A 16260-nucleotide genomic window follows, 5' to 3' on the forward strand; every position below is an offset into this window, starting at 1 on the left:
TGCCACCCTTGACGGGTTTTGCCTAACGCAAGGGAGTCGTGAAGGGTGGCGGCGGGGATGATGTCGAGCCCCTGGCTGCCGGACCCCGGCAACATACGCCGCTCCAGGATGTCCAGCTGAAGGCGGTGCGGGCCGCTGGGCCGGGCACCACCATGAGGGCGCCGCGACTCGCGGACAACGGACGACCCGGGGGTGGAGAAGCGGATGCCGAAACCACGCCGACGGCCGCACGTGGCGGAAGCGGGAACGATGCCTCTGATGTCCCACCTGAGGACAACCGTGTGGGGGCCCGCGGAGTTCGTCGGCCTGCCCCCGCGACGGCTTCTCGCCGAGGGGCTGTTCGCGGGGATCCTGACCGCAGGCGCGATCATCGGCGTAGGGGCGGCGGGGGTGTGGACCGGGCGGCCCGCCCTGGCCAATGGGGAGGCCGGGCTGGCCGTAGCCGTCGCACTGGGTGTGTACCTGCTCGTGACCGGGGCCGGGCGGGCGCTCGTCGGGATCGTCACGGTGCTCGGGGCGTGCCTGGCCCTGCTGACGCCCCAGGCCGCCGTGGGACTGGTGCTGGAACAGCGGGGCCGGGTGCAGTCCGTGGTGGTGACCTCGGTCGACGGCGGGCCGGGCGCCGGCATCCGGGACGGCCGCTACCTGTGCTCGGTGGCCGGCCCCGAGGGCGTCCCTCTCGGCACGAGGATCTGGCGGGGCTGTCGGGCCTCGACCCGGCCCGGGGACGCGCTGACGATCGTGTACGACCCCGAGGGCAGGGTTCCGCCCCGGGGCGTGGCTCCCGAGGCCGGGCACGGCCGCCTGACCGGCGTCGTCGCCCTGGCGTGCGCACTGGTCGTCGGGTGCGCGGTCGCGGTCGTACGTTCCTTCCGGCTGAGCCCCGCCCCCGCGCCGACCGGCAACCGGCCTCGTCCTTCCGCCGATTGAGGACGAGGCCGGGGCGGTGCTGCGTCTTCCCGGGGGCTGAGACATCGGCGGCTGCCACCGTGGGCCCCCGGGCCCCCAGCAGAAGAGCAGGTCGGCAGGTGTGACCGGCGCGGACATCGCGAGGCGGACCCGAGGGAACCGGAGGCCGCGTGTCACTCCGACGTCGACGCGGCGGCTGTCGGGCTGGCCGTCGGGGCGGCGGTCTGTACGTCCAGGTCCGGGCGCGGCTTCAGGACGACGATCGGGGATCCCGGCTGGGGGACCGGCGGGGTGACCTGCTCCTTGGGGAGTTTCGGGGGGTTGGTCTGCTGGTAGTTGACCTGGTCGTGGTTGACCAGTCCGGTCTTCTCCAGCACGGTGATGTGGTCGAGCACGGTGTCGTTGGCGAGGTCGGCCAGCTGACGCACCAGGATGTTGCGCGTAGTGGCGCGGATCTTGGCGATGGCCGGGAAGATCTGGCCGTGGGTGACGCGCATGATGGTGACCGCGGTGGAGTCGAACTCCCTGCCGGTGGCCGAGTCGACGGTCGCCACGAACTGCTGCTGTTGGGGGCTCGCCTGGTTGTTGAGGGTGATGCCCAGTTCGGGGGCGATCTTGCGGCACATCTCGTCGAGTCCGGCGTGCCCGACGATCAGGTGCTCGCCCGCCTCCTTCATCTCCGGCGTCGTGCCGCGCTCCATGGCCATCTCGCCCAGTGGGTACTCCCAGAGCCCGGCGGAGCGGACCTTGATGACGAAGTCCCGGTCGGCCTCCGTCAAAGGACCGGACGGAGTGTTGGCGATGATCCGTTCCGGGTTCGTGGCCGTGTTCTCGATGCCCAGCATGGCGGGGTAGGCGAGCGCGGCGAGGGTCAGCAGCAGACCGCCGCCCACGAAGATCGTTCCGATGTTCCACGTACGAGGCATGGCAGCTCCTGGCAGCGGGTGTCCGCACCGGCGGGGTCCGACGTGGTGCACCGGACCCGCTGGAACGGCAGGGTCTCCAAGGGGTACGGATGACGGCAGCCAATGAATCATTGCTCTGGGTAAATTTTGCAGTGTGCTCGAAATGGGTGGCCGGGCGATACGGCGTGGATCGCTTCCACCTGCGAGAACGTGGCGGTACGGCACCCAGGCAACAAGATCCAGGCGTGCGTCATGGAGGGATGCCCGTCGGAGGTCTCGATGCACGCTGATATCGACGTCGCCGTGAGCGATACTCGGACGGGAAGCGCGTCATCCTCAACGACATGGACCAGCCCAGTACTTCGAGGAGAAGCGGCGCGAGCCGGCGGAAGGAATCAACGGGATCGTGGCAGGGCCGAACGACGACGATGACTTCCGCCATGGCGACGACAACCACCCAGCTCTGCTGGTGGTTCACGGGATCAGACCTGCCTCAGTCGTGAGAGCTACCACCCGAACCAGGCCGGTACCAGTGCTTACGCCCAGGCGTTCATGACCATCGGCCCCACCGCAGCTGTCATACCAGAGGATCAGTGAGCAGGGGTATGTCCGATCACGCCACTGTGGCGTGGCCGGACCGCGTCACGATGCCATCCCCAGGGTGCCTCGTCGCCATCATCGCCCCGATCCTCGCGGTGCTGCTTACGGCCTCGGTCCTCATGGCCATGCACCACCGCCAGGAAAGTGCGAATGACCGCAACGAGAAAGCGGCCCTGCGCAGGACGGTCACTCAGGCCCGGTCGTACGCGCATGACGTGCTGGCGAAGGCCCCGGACGACTATCCCGGCCGGAAAGTCGTGCGCGGCATCGCCGAACGGCACGACGGCAGGCTCATCTCCTACTCCTACGTGCGATCGGGCGGTTCGCTGACCATCACCGTCCGCTTCTTCGCGGAGTACGAGGACACCAGCATGTTCGGCGTCTCGTACTCCCGGGCCCATCGCTGCTACTCCTTCGAGTTTCGGAGGGACGCCGAGGGCGGGCTGCGGGAGAGGACAACTCCGCTTGAGAAGTGCGATGTCGCTTGATCGGACATGGATCAGCGCCGTAGTCATCGGTGCTGATCCTCGCGCGCGAGGAAGGTTTTCTCACCACCCACCACCTACCGGCAAACGGAGGACGTGTACGCCGCAACGATCGGCCGCACGCGCGCGGGGCGCTACGCCGGACGACTCGACGGTGCACGTACGCGTTGTTGTCGTCCGGTGGTTCGGGCCACAAGGCCGGTACCCCGCCGGAGCAGAGGGCGGCCGGTGGGCGTCGGGGTTTGCAGCGATGCGTTCCGTACGGGCCCGCTGCCGCGGATGCGGGCTGTCGGAGCCGGTGTCCGTGGTGGCGGGGGTGTCCAGGAGGGGTTTCCTGCCGGTCCGGGGGATCCGTACCGGGCCGGCACTACGGATCGTGATCGGATGCCCTGCCCGGTCTGTCGTGCCGAGGACGAGTTCGCCGCTGTCGTACGGGGCGCCGAGCACGACCACTTCGTGCAACCGCGTGTCTACGAAGGGGAGTTCCTCGTCGCCAGCGCCAGCGTCGTCGTGGCCGGTGCGGTTCGCCGGTTCGTCGCTGTCGGGGAGCGGCGCCAGTGGGCGGCGGTGGCTGCGTCCGCCGTCGGGAGTGTCGGTGATGCCGGGGCCGAGGAAGCCCCAGAAGCTGTAACCGATCTTCATTTGGTGACCCACCAGTCCTCAAGGAGCAGCGCGTCGAGCCCGGAGTCCGTCCGGCAGTCCAGGGTCATATCGGGAGTCCCGCAGATCGGCTTGCCCTTCACGTTGAGGGACGTGTTGATCAGTACGGGGACGCCGGTCAGCTTCGCGAAAGTGGTCAGTACGGCGTGCAGCATCGGGTTCTGGTCCGGTCTGACCGTCTGTACGCGGGCGGTTCCGTTGGCGTGCACGATCGCCGGGATCTGCTCTCGGGCCTTGGCCGTGACCTGGGATGCCATCGACATGAAGGGCACTGCTTGCCCGAGCGTGAAGTACTCCGCCGCGTGCTCCTCGGGCACGACGGGTGCGAAGGGGCGGAACGGCTCGCGGAACTTCACCGTCGCATTCAGCCGATCAATGACTCCCTCGCTCAGCGGTGACGCCAGGATGGAACGGTTGCCCAGGGCTCGGGGGCCGGCTTCCACCCGTCCCTGGAAGAGGCCGACGATCTGGCCCCGAGCGAATTGGGTGGCGAGGAACTCCGCACGGTCTGACGGGAGTTGTCGCACCCGAAACCCTGGCCGGCTGTTCCGGCCGATGACGGGGGACGGCCACGACGGGCCGAGGTAGCAGGCGCCCTCGATCCCTCTCAGCAGTTGTGGGGTGGTGGCCAGGTGGACGGCGGCGGCCGCGCCGATCGCCGTGCCGGAGTCGCCCGGTGCGGGCGGCACGAAGACCTCCTCGAAGATGCCTTCCTCGACGATCCGGCCGATGCCGATGCCGATGCCGATGCCGACGCAGTTCGCCGCCACGCCACCGCCCATGCATGATCCTGTCGACTGCCGTGCCATGCGGGCGAGATGGAGGAGCACGACTTCGGTGCGCTCCTGCAGGGCGGCGGCGAGGTCCCGGTGGACCTGCTCGACCGGCTCCTCCGGGCGCCGTGGCGGACAGGCCGACGCGATGAACCGTGGAGTGACTCGTGCCGCGCCGCGACGGAGGGTCCTCGGTGGGAACAGTTCGGGGGCGACGGTGAATCCGCTGCGGGTCGTCCGTACGGCGTGAGTGAAGAGCCGCCGGAAGCGGGCAGGGTAGCCCAGCGCAGGGCCATCACCGTTCCCTCCTCGTCGCCGCGCCGCCAGCCGAGGTGCATGGTGACGGCGCCGTAGACGTAGCCCAGGGAAGCCGGGTCGTCGATCGCGCGGAGGGTACGTAGAGCCGGGCGTCCGGGCGTCGGCTGCCGTCCGTGAGCGATCGTCGTGGTCTGCGTCTCGCCGAGGCTGTCTACGACCAGGACGGCGGCCTCCTCGAATCCGGAGGCGGCGAAGGCGTACGTCTGGTGGGTTCGGTGGTGGACGAGTGAACGTATGTGGGCGCGCGGGAACTTCCCGGGGAGGAAGAGCGCGCGACCTCTGATATCGAGGCGTGTGTGATTTCCCGTCGTGGAACGGGCTCGGGCTGTCGAGGATGTGTTCCTGGTCGTGGTCGTCCGCTGTGGAAAAGAGCTTGGACACGGGCCTGCCCAGCATGTGCTCCAGCACTCGGCACGTATCCGGCCGGGGCAGAGTCTGTAACTCACCGCCGCACCGCCGCTCGAACTGACGCGAAGAGATCCGAATGGACGCGAGACGGTGGTCCCCGTCGAGTCCGGCCAGATTGACGGCGGCCCGCTCGAAGCGCGCAGAGAAGGCTTCGTACGTCGTCAGATGCCGCCGCTGAAGCAGGTGGAACAACGTCGTCCGGGGCATGGCACACGCTCCTGGTGCGGCGAGTGGAGCCGACGGTGCGTTGGTCAGGCGTATGGAGGTGGCCGACATAGTGGCCTTTCAACGAGCAATTGGTGGCGGAGTATCGCTACCCCGAAGTTCCCCCGGCGCGCATGCATGAGCTCGCGGCGCTCGTCGAACGGGGCTTCGAGCAAGGCTTTACGACCGGCCAGATGGTCTGCCTCTCTTGGCGTGCCGCCGACTCTGCGTCGTCCTGGAAGGAACTCAAAGGCCTGGGTCCGGGCGAGGCGTCCTCCGCTTCCGTCGCCACCCTGGAGGGGAAAATCCTCGACGCGATCGAGCGCCGGCAGACCGTACCGGAGTACGACAACCGTCCCTGGCACCTGCCGCTGCCCGCTCTCGCCCCGGGCCGTGACTTGCACACCGTCGTCGCCCAAGTCCGGGACCGCCGCAGGATCGGCCAGTGCGGGCAATGCGACGAGATGGGATCTATCGATGCGGAGGAGGTCGACGGTCGGACGGTCCTGCGCCGCTGCCTACATCCCTCCGGGGTTTTTCCCTCTCCTGAACCGTCGCCTGACCAAGCCGCAGGATCAGATGTCAAGTGAACCGTCGACGATCCCAGCACGAGAGGGCTCACAACGGCTGGCCCGATGAGCCGAGTTGTCGGCAGGTGCCGTACCGAGGTGCCGGTTGGCCTTCTCCACCGGGGCGTCGAGGGCTCGCCGGTGCCGTTGGAGCACGGAGTCGGGGCCGATGAGGAGGGCGCCCGGGGTGAAGTGCGGGGAGGCGAGGTGGCGTTCGAGGGCGGGGAGGTAGTTCCAGCGGATGGCCGGGTGGGTGGAGTGGGCGTAGTGGTGCAGGTCGCCGTAGGGGAGCCAGGTGAGTGCCGCGAGTGCAGTGAGGAGGCGGTTGGCCGGGTAGAGGCGCAGGCAGCGGCCGGCTTCGACCCAGGCGGGGGCCCCGGTGCGGGTGTCGGGGTCGAACCAGGTGTGTTCGTTGATGAGGCTGAGCCAGGCGAGCTGGGGATAGAGCAGCAGGCGGGGGAGGAGGGCTCCGGCGAGGAGGGCGGGCCAGCCGCCGACGGCGTAGGCGGCTGCGGGTATCAGCAGCGCTGCTGCCAGGCGGGGCCAACGGCCCGTGTGCTGGGAGAGGTTGGAGCTGATCTCTCCTGCGGTCGCCCGCACTCCGCTTGCGGTGAGAGGGAAGACGAGGGCCTGTGCGAAGCGGGTGCGGGAGACCCCGGGACGGAGTCCTGCTACTCGGAGTTCGGCGAGGTTGGGGTCGTTGTCCAGGGTGGCGTTGGGGTGGTGGTCGCGTACGTGCTTGTCGCGGCGGACGACGGCCGGGGCCAGGACGAGCGGGTGGTGGGCGAAGATCTCGGCGAGGAGGAGGTTGGCGCGTCGTCCGCGGGCGAGGACGCCGTGGACGGCGAAGTGGCTGATCTCTTGGAGATGGCGGTAGTGGACGGCCACGGCGAGCGCGCAGATCACTGCGCCGAGCGGGCTCTGTGCGGCCAGGAGCCACCATCCGGTGATCTGTACCCACTGGCCGATGAGCAGCAGCACGGGAGTTAGGTTGTTGGCCCGCGTGCGCTGGAGCGTGATCAGTTCGGCGGCGCTGCCCGTGTGCGGGCGGGCGCGTGCGAAATGAAGCCTGTCGATCTGCCGGAGGGCGGCACCCGTGAGGAGCAGGGCTATGCACAGCAGCATGGACAGTCCCGGAGCAGGCGGAAGGCGGGTGGGCACCCGCCCGCACGTGACTGTCACTGAAAGTAGTCTAGTTAACTAGCTAGTACTGCTGTGCGAGGCGACTTTGGCCGGAAGTGATCTACGTGGCGGCTACAGCTGGTCGACGGCGTTCCCGGCGCGGTCGTCGTCCCAGGTCTGTCCGTCCAGCATCGGGCGTGCCACGGACTCGTAGGACTGGAGGGTCATGGGGGCGGAGTCGGTGCCGTGGCCCCAGACGGACTCGAAGCGGCCGGTCCAGCGTTCGACGCCCTTGAAGTACACCGAGGAGCGTCCCTTGGAGTAGTCGGCGTCGCCCTGTTCCTCCTCCACCAGAGCGGCGGCTGACGCGATGATGATGACGTCCACGGCCTGGTCGGCGCGGAGCCGGTCGCGTACGGCCAGGCCGCAGGTGACGCCCATCTGCCGGTGCATCGTGATCAGTTGGAGCAGATTGCGCGCGTACTCCTCGCGGATCAGATCGGCGCGGTAGCAGATGAACAGGCGCTGGATGGTGCCGCCGGCTTCCAGCAGGCGCCGGTTGGCGGCAAGGTATTCGCGGCGCTGGGTGAGCAGGGACGGGTTGGTGGTCAGGTCGGCCGCGAGGACGCGCAGGGGGTCGGTGCGCGAGTCGACCAGGGTCTTGAGTAGCAGGACGGACAAGCGCGGTACCTCGGTGGCGTAGACGCGCAGGTGTCCGTCGGCGATCTCGCCGTAGTCGGAGATGAGTTCCTGTTCGAGCTGGCCGCGCACCAGGTCGTAGTAGCGGGCGTCGTCCATGGCGCGGATGTTGTTGGTCCGTCGCAGGGTGATGTAACGCCGCCGCAGCCAGAGATGGTTGGCCGTCAGCGCGACGACGAGCACGGTCTCGGCGATCAGCAGGGCGTTCTTCACCCCGGTCCGGTCGTTGACCCAGGCGATGACGGGCACCGCGATGCCCGCGATCCCGATGAACGCGTTGAGGACCGGCGACGCCAGCCAGTCCGTCGCCCGGCGCACCGGATCCGCTTGTGATGTGCTCATGACTCAACTGCCCCCAGAGTGGCCGGTCGTCGTACGGGTGTGGTGCCTGATGCCTGTGGCGGAGCGGCTACGGGCCCGGCGTGCGCAAGACGCCGAACGGGACCTTGTAGGTGATGTCCCATGCGTCGGCCGGAACCAGGAGATCCGACGTCTCCACGGCACGCCCCGAGGTGTCGTAGTGGGTGCGCTCGATCAGCGTCGCGCGCGAGCCGGCCAGGATGCCGAGGAGGTGCGCCTGCTCCGGCGTGATCTGAACCGGCCGGGGAGTCTCCCGGACATGGTCGACCGTGACGCCGATGTGCGCCATGCGGGTGGCCACACCACGTCCGGCCAGCGGGCCGCCTTCGGGGAGCACGATCTCGGATCCGCCGGTGACGGACATCGGCTCCCAACTCGTCGAGATCATCACCGGCCGGTGCCGGGCGAGGAACTCGTAGACGGTGTGGACACAGGGCGCACCGACCTCGATGCCCAGCCGGTGGGCGATCTCGGCGGGCGCGGCCGTCTTCGCCGTGGTGTCGGCTTCCCACGTTCCGGTGAATCCGTACGGCGCCACGCCCCGGGCATCCGCGTCGGCGGGCGGGGTGCGCAGCAGAGTGTGCCGTGGACGGGGAGCGCGTACGTAGGTTCCTGAGCCGGCCCGGCCCTCCAGCAGGCCCTCGTCGATCAGGAGTTCCTGGGCGCGGCGTACGACGTTCTCTCCCACCCCTCCGAACTCGGCTCCGAGGACAGAACGAGAAGGGAGCCGGTGGCCGGGCGGCCAGCTGCCATCGACGATGCGGTGTCGCATCCCGTCGGCCACCACCAGATAGGGAGCCGGAGCGGTCGGAGTCCCGTCAGCCATGCCCCTCCTCGCGCATGCGTAGTGCGCTGTACAGATTGACAAAGTTAGTCCACTAGCTAGAAGCTAGTTAACTAGAACTACGCATAGTGACCCGCAGACGATGGACGGTGGGGTACATGGGGCGTGGCCACCAGAACTCCGCAGTCCGTTCGCTCACTGCGCGACTTGCCGAACTGACGGGATCTCAGCCTCGCGTCATCGAGGAATCCGGCAGCGTGCGCATCGAATTCGACGTGACCGACAACGACACCCGCAACTGGCGCCCGATCCTGGACGTGCTGGAACAGGGAACGTCGTTCGGCCTCACCGACACCGCGCACGGCCAGATCGCCTGGCTCCGCCTCGAACCCGAGAGCGACGACGGGCACGACGGGGACGACGGGGACGACCGGGACGAGGGGGACGACTCCTGATGGTCGAGCACCCCGTCGAACGCCGCCTACCGGCACGGGAGTTCACCTTCGTCAAAGGACACGGCGCCCACAACGACTTCATCGTCCTGCCCGACCCCGACGACCGGATCCGCCTCGACCCGGCCGACGTGGTCCACCTGTGCCACAGACGCGCCGGAATCGGGGCCGACGGACTGCTGCGGGCCGTCCGCTGCACCGCACACCCCGAGGCCGTCGGCATGGCGGGCGAGGCCGAGTGGTTCATGGACTACCGCAACGCCGACGGCTCCACAGGAACCATGTGCGGCAACGGAATCCGCGTCCTCGCCCGCTACCTCGCCGACGCCAGCCTGCTCCCGCACGGCAGCACAACGATCGCCACCCGCGCGGGAGTTCGCACACTCCACATTCCGGCACGCCACAGCCAGGACCGCACCATCACCGTTGACATGGGACATCCGCGACTGCCCGGCGACACCGATATCACCGTGTCCGCCGGAGGAAGACGATGGCCGGCCCTCCACGTCGACATGGGCAACCCGCACGCCGTCGCCTTCGTCGAGGACCTCACTCACCCCGGAGACCTTCGGACTCCTCCGGCAGTTACTCCCGGCGAGGCGTATCCAGACGGGGTGACCGTCGAATTCGTCGTCCCCCATACGCCCCGGCACCTGGCCCTCCGCGTCCACGAACGAGGCGTCGGTGAGACGAGCGCCTGCGGCACCGGAGCTTGCGCGGCTGTCACGGCCCTGAGGCAACGTGAACGGCACGCGGGCGCGGGCACGTACACGGTCGATGTCCCAGGCGGGCGCCTCCACGTGACCGTCCACGACGACGGGACCATGATTCTCGGCGGACCAGCCGTGATCGTGGCCGATGGAATGGTGTGGTTGACGCCGGATGCCATAACGGCACGTTCGCGCTAGTTCGCACGCGCCGTTCGTGTGCGGAGACTACGTCGGTACGTTCGTCCGTGACCTGATCAATGGCCTGCGGTCAACCTAGCTGCCTGCCGGTGACCGTTGCCGCAACGCGGTCACCACTCAGGCTGGTGGACCCTCTCAACGCTAGACGGCGCAGGACACAGCCACCGATCGCGTTACCTTCGCGCAGCCTGGATCTCCTCTTGTACACGGCTCAGGGCCCGCTCGGCATGCGCCCGGACGCTGTCCCATGCGACTGTGAAGTCCCGGACTGGGAAAGGCAGGCCGAGCGCCTGGTGAGCGGCGAGGAGCCGGGCCGACGGCTTGGGATGAACCGCGGAGTTGCGCAACACCCGAATCTGATCGAGGAGTTCGACAGCCTGCCGTACCGCGGCCTGATCGATAGCGGGGAGCTGGCTGACGAGGTGACCTTCGAGACGGCCGAGAGCGGAGGCGGGGGCCCCGCCCGGTACCTGTAGATCGCGAAGAATGTCTGTGAGGACGACCAAGCCCGCTTGGAACCCGGCCTCGTCCTCGACGTCCAGGGCCAGCAGGCTGGACCGGTCCATCGGCGGACGGGATACGAGCCGGCGGCCAAGAACCAGTTCGCTGGTGACGTCGAGGAAGTTGAACGCCCGCAGGAGGGCGCGCGGCTCTGTGTATGGCAGTGCGGCTGGCGGCTCGGGCGGCGACAGAGTGGCTGTGACCGCGGCAAGATACTCCGCAACTGTAGAGAACTCGGCGTCAGCCAGCATCCCCAGCCGCCCGGTCTCGCTCCCCTTGCTGTAGCGGATGCCCGGCCACTCTCGCTCGGCGATCACCGCCATTTTTCCTACATGGCCCCCTTCGACGTCGGCCTGTTTCACCGCGGTAGCCAGGTCGATATCGACGTCCGGCATGGTGAACGGCGAGTCGAGAATCGCGTCCTGGGCCCGAGTCAACTCCCGCATAAACACGAGCAGGCCGCGGCTGATGACCTCGGCCGCTGGGTCATCGTGGATGTGGTACAGCCCGGCGATCGTCAGATAGACCAACCCGTCGTTGTCGGGGTTGTGATCGGTCCCCCACCAGCCGACCGCCCGGTAGGGGTGGGTAAGGACGGTGCCCAGAGCGGGAAAGCTGTTGAGCACGGCGACCGTGTTGTAGCCACGACGCCGCATGAGGTGGTTGACGTAGAAGAACTTTGGAAACTCCCCGTGCTCGACGAACGTCGACCACACGAGGTCAACGAGATACTGCTGTGCATCGTCAAGCGGATCTGTCAGGCCGGTCATAGCGCTGTACCTCCCCTGGAAGCGAACAGAGCAGGATAGAGCGCTTAGACCTGACCGACAGCTGATTTTCTCGCACTCGCCCCCTGCCCCGGCGAATGCCAGGGTCCTCAACCCCACATCCGCCCCGCCGGCCCTCCGTTTGAGGATGTCCGGGCCGAGGGGGACGGTGGGGTGCTCGGGCCGGAGCCGCTGCTGTTCTGCGATATTAGACGGCGTCCTATGCGGTGAGGGGGCGGCGCTTCAACATGGGCCGTTCAGCCTCACCGTGGGATGATCAAATCGGTGAGCTGCCCCGCAGTTGGCATGCGACCACGGTTGAAGACGACCGCGACAAACAGCACAACCACCGGCAGCAAAGGGACGAGTGCAGCCTCGGGCAACCCGAGGACAGCCGCACAAGCCATAACCAGCACGACCACGAGCCCCACGACTCCCATCCGCAATCGCTCCCGTGGCGCGGCCGGATCCACGCCAACGAGTTGATCTGCGTCGAGAAGGTCGTCTATGCGGCCCTCGGCGTAGCGTTCGGCGATTGTCAGCAGCATCACGACTAGGTCTTCAAGAGCCCGGTCAGGCTGGGAGTCCTGGCGCGCTTCGGCCTTTCGTAGTGCGCCCACTACCAGTGCGGCGTGCGCCTTGAACTGCCGCTCGTTGTGCCGTCTGGCTCTGGCTCGGCGGGTGCGGTGGGCCTTCCAAATTGCTTGCTCAACCGGTTGTACGGAAACCCGCGGGATCTGGCAGTCCGGCTGGGTTTCCTCCCAGCGACGAAGAACTGTGGCGCACTGGGCTGCGACCGTCAGTAGCGCAACGACTGGCCAACAACGGCGATACTCCATTCGCGCACTCTCTTTGCCCGGGTACCCAGCAAGGGCCTCCAGGTCAGATGCGGCATGCGTCGCGCCGTTACCAGAGCTGGTCAAGTTTGTGCGCTTGAGAATCCGTACTTCAGCGATCAAGATCAGGGCCCAGAACAGGAACGGCGGTACTCTGCCGATCACTGAAAAGTCCCAGGCACGCACCGCCATCGGCACAGCCACGATGTTGCTGAGCAGTGCCTGCACCACGCCTGGTTGGGGTCCCGGATCCGCGCTCAACTGCAGATGTTCCCAGTCGGCCATGTTGCCGACGTTCGCCACGACGGCTAGCAGCAAGCCCAGCCGGAGTGCCTTGATCGGCATGGCCAGGGGCAGAGCTCGCCACCATCGCACGACATACTGAGGGGCCAATCCGTGGCCGTCGACCCGGTCCAGTATTCGGGGCGGCAGCAACAGCATCTGCATCAGAAGTGGGACAGCTCGACGCAGCCCCGAGGCGACGCGGAGTCGTTCGAAGTCCTCCAACTGCCCCAAACACCACCGCTGCACTGGTCCAGGAATGTAGAACAGCGCGATTGCGACCCCGAGCACCAGCTCGCTACCCACAATGAGAAAACCGATCAACACATCGGCAGTCTCGCGTATCCCACTGCCAGCGACGCCTGGAACGCGATGAACCGCCGACGGCGCCGGCACTTCGGCACGAACCTGATGCCGATGGCAGATCGCCTGCCCCGGACGTGTCCAGGGGCGCGTGGACACTCCTACGGTGCCTGCACGCACCCCTCCCTCGGCTTGCTGCAGCCCTGTTCGCTGGGCGACTCGTCCGCTTCACCCCGTAGGACACGGTCTTACTGTCGGAGTGCGCGAGACAGGTGTTGACGGCGGGCTCGGTGACTTGAAGTGCTGGGTGCGCAACCGGCCTCGTGCCGCAGTCGGCACCACTCCGACGCCCAGCACGCAGTACAACGCCGTTTCCGTTTGGCGCACCGGTCCTTGAAAACCTTCGCTCACGACGCGAACCGGCGGGCCGCCCGCAGGATGTCACTAGTGGCGGTCCCGCACTGGGCCCATGCGATACCGACACCTGCGTGCATGCGCACGGCTTGGTCACCCAGGGGGATCGGTAGGTGGATCTGTGTCTGCATCGATACCGCGGCGGTGTGTGCGTCGGCGGGGCCGAGGTCGTCGGCGAGGACGACGAACTCGTCACCGCCGTAGCGGGCGACCGTGTCGCCGTCGCGTACGGCCTGACTGAGCCGCCGGGCGACCTCGACGAGTACGCCATCCCCGGCGTCGTGCCCGAAACGGGTGTTGATCGCCTTGAAGTCGCGGAGGGCGAAGAACACCACGGCCAGGCCATGGGTGGTGTCGTCGCCCACGGGGGCCCATACGTGGGTGTGGTGGGTCGCGGCCTGGTTGGAGTGGCCGAGGTAGAGGGCGTCTCCCCCCTCAGTGTCAGCGTTGGACCCTTGCTCCTGGAGTGCGCAGAGCCGGGCGTCGATACGGGCGTGCAGCTCTGCGGAGTTCGGTAGGCCGGTGAGGGCGTCGTGCGCGGCGCGGTGGGCGAGATCGAGCTCGCGGCGCTTGCGCTCCTCGATGTCCTCGATGTGAGTGAGCAGGAGGCGGGGGCCGTCGTTGGCGTCCGCGACCACGCTGTTGCGCAGCGAGACCCACAGGTACGTCCCGTCGCGGCGCCCGAGGCGCAGTTCCGCGTGCCCGCCCTCGGCGTTGGTGCGGAGCAGGGTGCCTATGTCCTGGGGGTGGACAAGGTCGGAGAACGAGTAGCGGCGCATGGCGGAGGCCGGGCGGCCCAGCATGCGGCACAGCGCGTCGTTCGTTCGGAGGATGACGCCGTGGCGGTCGCCGCCGATCTCGGCGATGGCCATACCGTTGGGCGCGTACTCGAAGGCCTGCCGGAAGGATTCCTCGCTGGCCCGCAGCGCCTGCTGCTCCTTTTCCTGCCTGACCAGTACGCGTTGCATGTTCGCACGTAGCCGCGCATTGCTGATCGCGATGGCGGCCTGGAAGGCGTACTCCTCCAGATCCCGGCGCTCGTCCGGCCTGGGACGGCGGCGGGTGAGGGGCAGGTCCACGGAGATCACACCGAGCAGCTCACCGTGGGAGGCGCCGGAAGCGCTCCGGGCGTACAGCGGTGCGAAGAGGCGGTCGGAGGGATGCCACTCGTCCTCGAAACGAGGGGCGGGGCCGTCGGTGTACCACTGCGGGACGTCGTCATTGTCGAGGACCCAACCCTCGGTGTGCGGTATGAACTGCAGGTCGCCCCAGGTCTCGCCCATGCTCAGCCGACGCTCCCAGGACTCCCGGGAGCCGACCCGGCCGGTGATCTGCGCCTCGGCGGCGGAGTTGCCCGCGAAGGAGGCGACTACGAGATCGCCGTCCGGGCGGACGAGGTTGACGCACGCGAGCTCGTAGCCGAGACCGGTCACGACTCCGTCGGCGACGATCTGCAGGGTGTCGGCGAGACTGCGGGCGAGATGGAGACCCTGAACCGCGGCCTGCAGACTGTGACTCTTGTCGATGGCGAGCGCGCTGCCGGCGGCGAACTCGCCGGCGACCGACAGATCGGCGTCCTGGAAGGCCTGCCCGGTGGGATGGCGCAGGAGGACCGCCGTGCCGATGATCCGCCTGCGACCGTGCAGGGGCACGAGGACGGTGTGGCCCCCGCCGGGCGCCTCATGCTTCTCACCGAGCAGTTCCGGCAGCGCGGCGCCACCGACCGGCGAGTCGGCGGCGACCGGCAGCGCCCCGTTCAGTACTTCGAAGAGTGCGCCGCCGGGGCGTACCTCGCACAGCGCGGCACCCCCTGCGGCGTGGAGCGGTTGCACCTGTTGCAGCCGCAGCACCAGCGGGCCCACGTGTCCTTGGTCGCCCACGGGGATCGGGTCCCGCAGATAGACCATGACCGCGTCGGCGACGGTGGGGACGACGGCCCGGCACAGCTGCGTCACGATGTCCGCCGGGTCCCTTCCCCAGATGATCCGGCGCGCCGCCTCGGAAATGTCACCCTGGGGGTCGGCGGCCGGAGGCCGTGGGGATTCGAGCGCGGGGAAGGATGTCTCCTGGCTGGTCGGCGGGTTGTTCGGGGTTGTTCCGGACAACCCGAAGGGTTGTCTCCCCAGGTTCTGCCGAACCTGCCCGGGCACGGAGACGCCGGCTTCCGCCGGAGAAGCCGAGGGAATCGAGGAGGACCAGTAACCCACCTCGTCGGCGGCCTGCTGGACGGCCTCGTGCTCCTCGTCCAGGACGGCGCGCGCCTTCTCCAGCGCACGGTCCACGTCGTTGAGCGCGGCGTCGTCGGGGCTGAGCGCGTGCAGATCGGGCCGGGACAGCAGGGGCGCCGGCTCCTGCGTCCGGGAGGGCCCGTCCTCTCCCATTCGGAGCCGCAACTCGGCGAGTTCGGCCTCCAGTTCGTGGATACGGCGTGCCGCGTGGTCGGCGACCTGCTGGGCGATGCCCCGCTCCCGTTCGGCGCGAACCAGTTGTTCGCGTAGTTCCGTCTCTTGTCGTTGCGCCCGGGAGAGAAGCTCCACCACCCCTTGACCACCGGGGAGGTCGACCGCCACCGGCTCCAGCGCGTCGAGCCGACGCCTCAGTTCGGTGACCTTCGCCTGGGTCTGTCCGAGCATGACGAACAGCAACGTGGCGATTGACAGTGCCTGTTGGCGCCCGTGCTCGCCGGCCTCGTAGGCCTGCCGGGCACGCTGCATCTCCTGGAGGACCTCGATGGTGCGGTCCTTGGCCTCCAGCAACTGCCGGGCAGGCACCAGCTCCTGCGCCTCTGTGATCGCTGTGGGGTTGGTGCACGCCCGGTCCCACAGCGTCCTCGCCTCCCCGAGGCGTCGCCGGGAGAGGTCGGCCTGTTCGTGGGGAAAACACACGTCGGCCACGGCTTCGACGAGATCCCATTCCAGCGACTCGCCGGACAGCCAGTCGCGCAAGCGGCGTAACTCGGGCACGGCCCTGGCGACGAAGTGCTCGGGAGTGAGCCGTGCGT

The 16260-nt window shown here is 68.2% G+C and carries 14 protein-coding genes and 1 pseudogene; 5 read left to right on the forward strand and 10 right to left on the reverse strand.

The features are described 5' to 3' along the window. Nucleotides 1–258: 258 nt before the first annotated feature. A complete protein-coding gene (locus OG787_RS32335; RefSeq protein ID WP_405537495.1) occupies nucleotides 259–930 on the forward strand; it encodes a hypothetical protein in 672 nt (223 codons plus the stop codon). 152 nt (nucleotides 931–1082) lie between these two features. On the opposite strand, the gene OG787_RS32340 is transcribed toward OG787_RS32335, so the two are convergent. Continuing rightward, nucleotides 1083–1835 carry a DUF4142 domain-containing protein gene (locus OG787_RS32340; RefSeq protein WP_405537496.1) on the reverse strand — a complete coding sequence of 251 codons (753 nt, stop codon included), beginning with the start codon at nucleotides 1833–1835 and terminating at the stop codon, nucleotides 1083–1085. Nucleotides 1836–2461: 626 nt separating this feature from the next. On the opposite strand from OG787_RS32340, the gene OG787_RS32345 reads away from it, so the two are divergent. Beyond that, on the forward strand, nucleotides 2462–2902 hold the full coding sequence (locus tag OG787_RS32345; protein WP_405537497.1) for a hypothetical protein: 441 nt from the start codon (nucleotides 2462–2464) through the stop codon (nucleotides 2900–2902). Between the two features lie 60 nt (nucleotides 2903–2962). On the opposite strand, the gene OG787_RS32350 is transcribed toward OG787_RS32345, so the two are convergent. From OG787_RS32350 to OG787_RS32360, 3 genes and pseudogenes are all read right to left on the reverse strand, one after another. Further along, nucleotides 2963–3541 carry a hypothetical protein gene (locus OG787_RS32350; RefSeq protein ID WP_405537498.1) on the reverse strand — a complete coding sequence of 193 codons (579 nt, stop codon included), beginning with the start codon at nucleotides 3539–3541 and terminating at the stop codon, nucleotides 2963–2965. Next, the gene (locus OG787_RS32355) at nucleotides 3538–4389 is read right to left on the reverse strand and encodes a carbamoyltransferase C-terminal domain-containing protein (RefSeq protein WP_405537499.1); all 852 of its coding nucleotides are present in this window, start codon (nucleotides 4387–4389) and stop codon (nucleotides 3538–3540) included. Before OG787_RS32355 ends, OG787_RS32350 begins: the two co-directional genes overlap by 4 nt. Nucleotides 4390–4679: 290 nt before the next feature. Continuing rightward, nucleotides 4680–5096: pseudogene (locus tag OG787_RS32360) on the reverse strand (carbamoyltransferase); the annotation flags it as partial. 261 nt (nucleotides 5097–5357) lie between these two features. On the opposite strand from OG787_RS32360, the gene OG787_RS32365 reads away from it, so the two are divergent. After that, the gene (locus OG787_RS32365) at nucleotides 5358–5852 is read left to right on the forward strand and encodes a hypothetical protein (RefSeq protein WP_405537501.1); all 495 of its coding nucleotides are present in this window, start codon (nucleotides 5358–5360) and stop codon (nucleotides 5850–5852) included. Here OG787_RS32365 and OG787_RS32370 read toward each other — a convergent pair. The 3 genes from OG787_RS32370 to OG787_RS32380 all read right to left on the reverse strand — a co-directional run bounded on the left by OG787_RS32370 (nucleotide 5838) and on the right by OG787_RS32380 (nucleotide 8838). Next, a complete protein-coding gene (locus OG787_RS32370) occupies nucleotides 5838–7013 on the reverse strand; it encodes a fatty acid desaturase (protein ID WP_405537503.1) in 1176 nt (391 codons plus the stop codon). The genes OG787_RS32365 and OG787_RS32370 overlap by 15 nt on opposite strands. 72 nt (nucleotides 7014–7085) lie before the next feature. Continuing rightward, on the reverse strand, nucleotides 7086–7994 hold the full coding sequence (locus OG787_RS32375) for a hypothetical protein (protein ID WP_405537504.1): 909 nt from the start codon (nucleotides 7992–7994) through the stop codon (nucleotides 7086–7088). A 67-nt stretch (nucleotides 7995–8061) separates the two neighbouring features. Beyond that, nucleotides 8062–8838 carry a GntR family transcriptional regulator gene (locus OG787_RS32380; protein WP_405537505.1) on the reverse strand — a complete coding sequence of 259 codons (777 nt, stop codon included), beginning with the start codon at nucleotides 8836–8838 and terminating at the stop codon, nucleotides 8062–8064. A 215-nt stretch (nucleotides 8839–9053) separates the two neighbouring features. Between OG787_RS32380 and OG787_RS32385 the strand changes: the two genes are divergently transcribed. Both OG787_RS32385 and dapF read left to right on the forward strand, forming a co-directional pair. After that, the gene (locus OG787_RS32385; RefSeq protein WP_405537507.1) at nucleotides 9054–9251 is read left to right on the forward strand and encodes a hypothetical protein; all 198 of its coding nucleotides are present in this window, start codon (nucleotides 9054–9056) and stop codon (nucleotides 9249–9251) included. Then, a complete protein-coding gene (gene dapF, locus OG787_RS32390) occupies nucleotides 9251–10156 on the forward strand; it encodes a diaminopimelate epimerase (protein ID WP_405537509.1) in 906 nt (301 codons plus the stop codon). Before OG787_RS32385 ends, dapF begins: the two co-directional genes overlap by 1 nt. A gap of 173 nt (nucleotides 10157–10329) precedes the next feature. Here the strand turns inward: dapF and OG787_RS32395 are convergent, their stop codons facing one another. The 3 genes from OG787_RS32395 to cdgB form a co-directional block, all read right to left on the reverse strand. Then, on the reverse strand, nucleotides 10330–11427 hold the full coding sequence (locus OG787_RS32395; protein WP_405537511.1) for a hypothetical protein: 1098 nt from the start codon (nucleotides 11425–11427) through the stop codon (nucleotides 10330–10332). Between the two features lie 260 nt (nucleotides 11428–11687). Continuing rightward, the gene (locus tag OG787_RS32400; protein WP_405537512.1) at nucleotides 11688–13004 is read right to left on the reverse strand and encodes a hypothetical protein; all 1317 of its coding nucleotides are present in this window, start codon (nucleotides 13002–13004) and stop codon (nucleotides 11688–11690) included. Between the two features lie 248 nt (nucleotides 13005–13252). Continuing rightward, entirely contained in the window at nucleotides 13253–14785 is a 1533-nt protein-coding gene (cdgB, locus tag OG787_RS32405) for a diguanylate cyclase CdgB (RefSeq protein WP_405540655.1), read from the reverse strand. Nucleotides 14786–16260: the final 1475 nt, after the last annotated feature.

The sequence above is a fragment of the Streptomyces sp. NBC_00075 genome (assembly GCF_045041225.1).
Classification (GTDB): Bacteria; Actinomycetota; Actinomycetes; order Streptomycetales; family Streptomycetaceae; genus Streptomyces; species Streptomyces adonidis.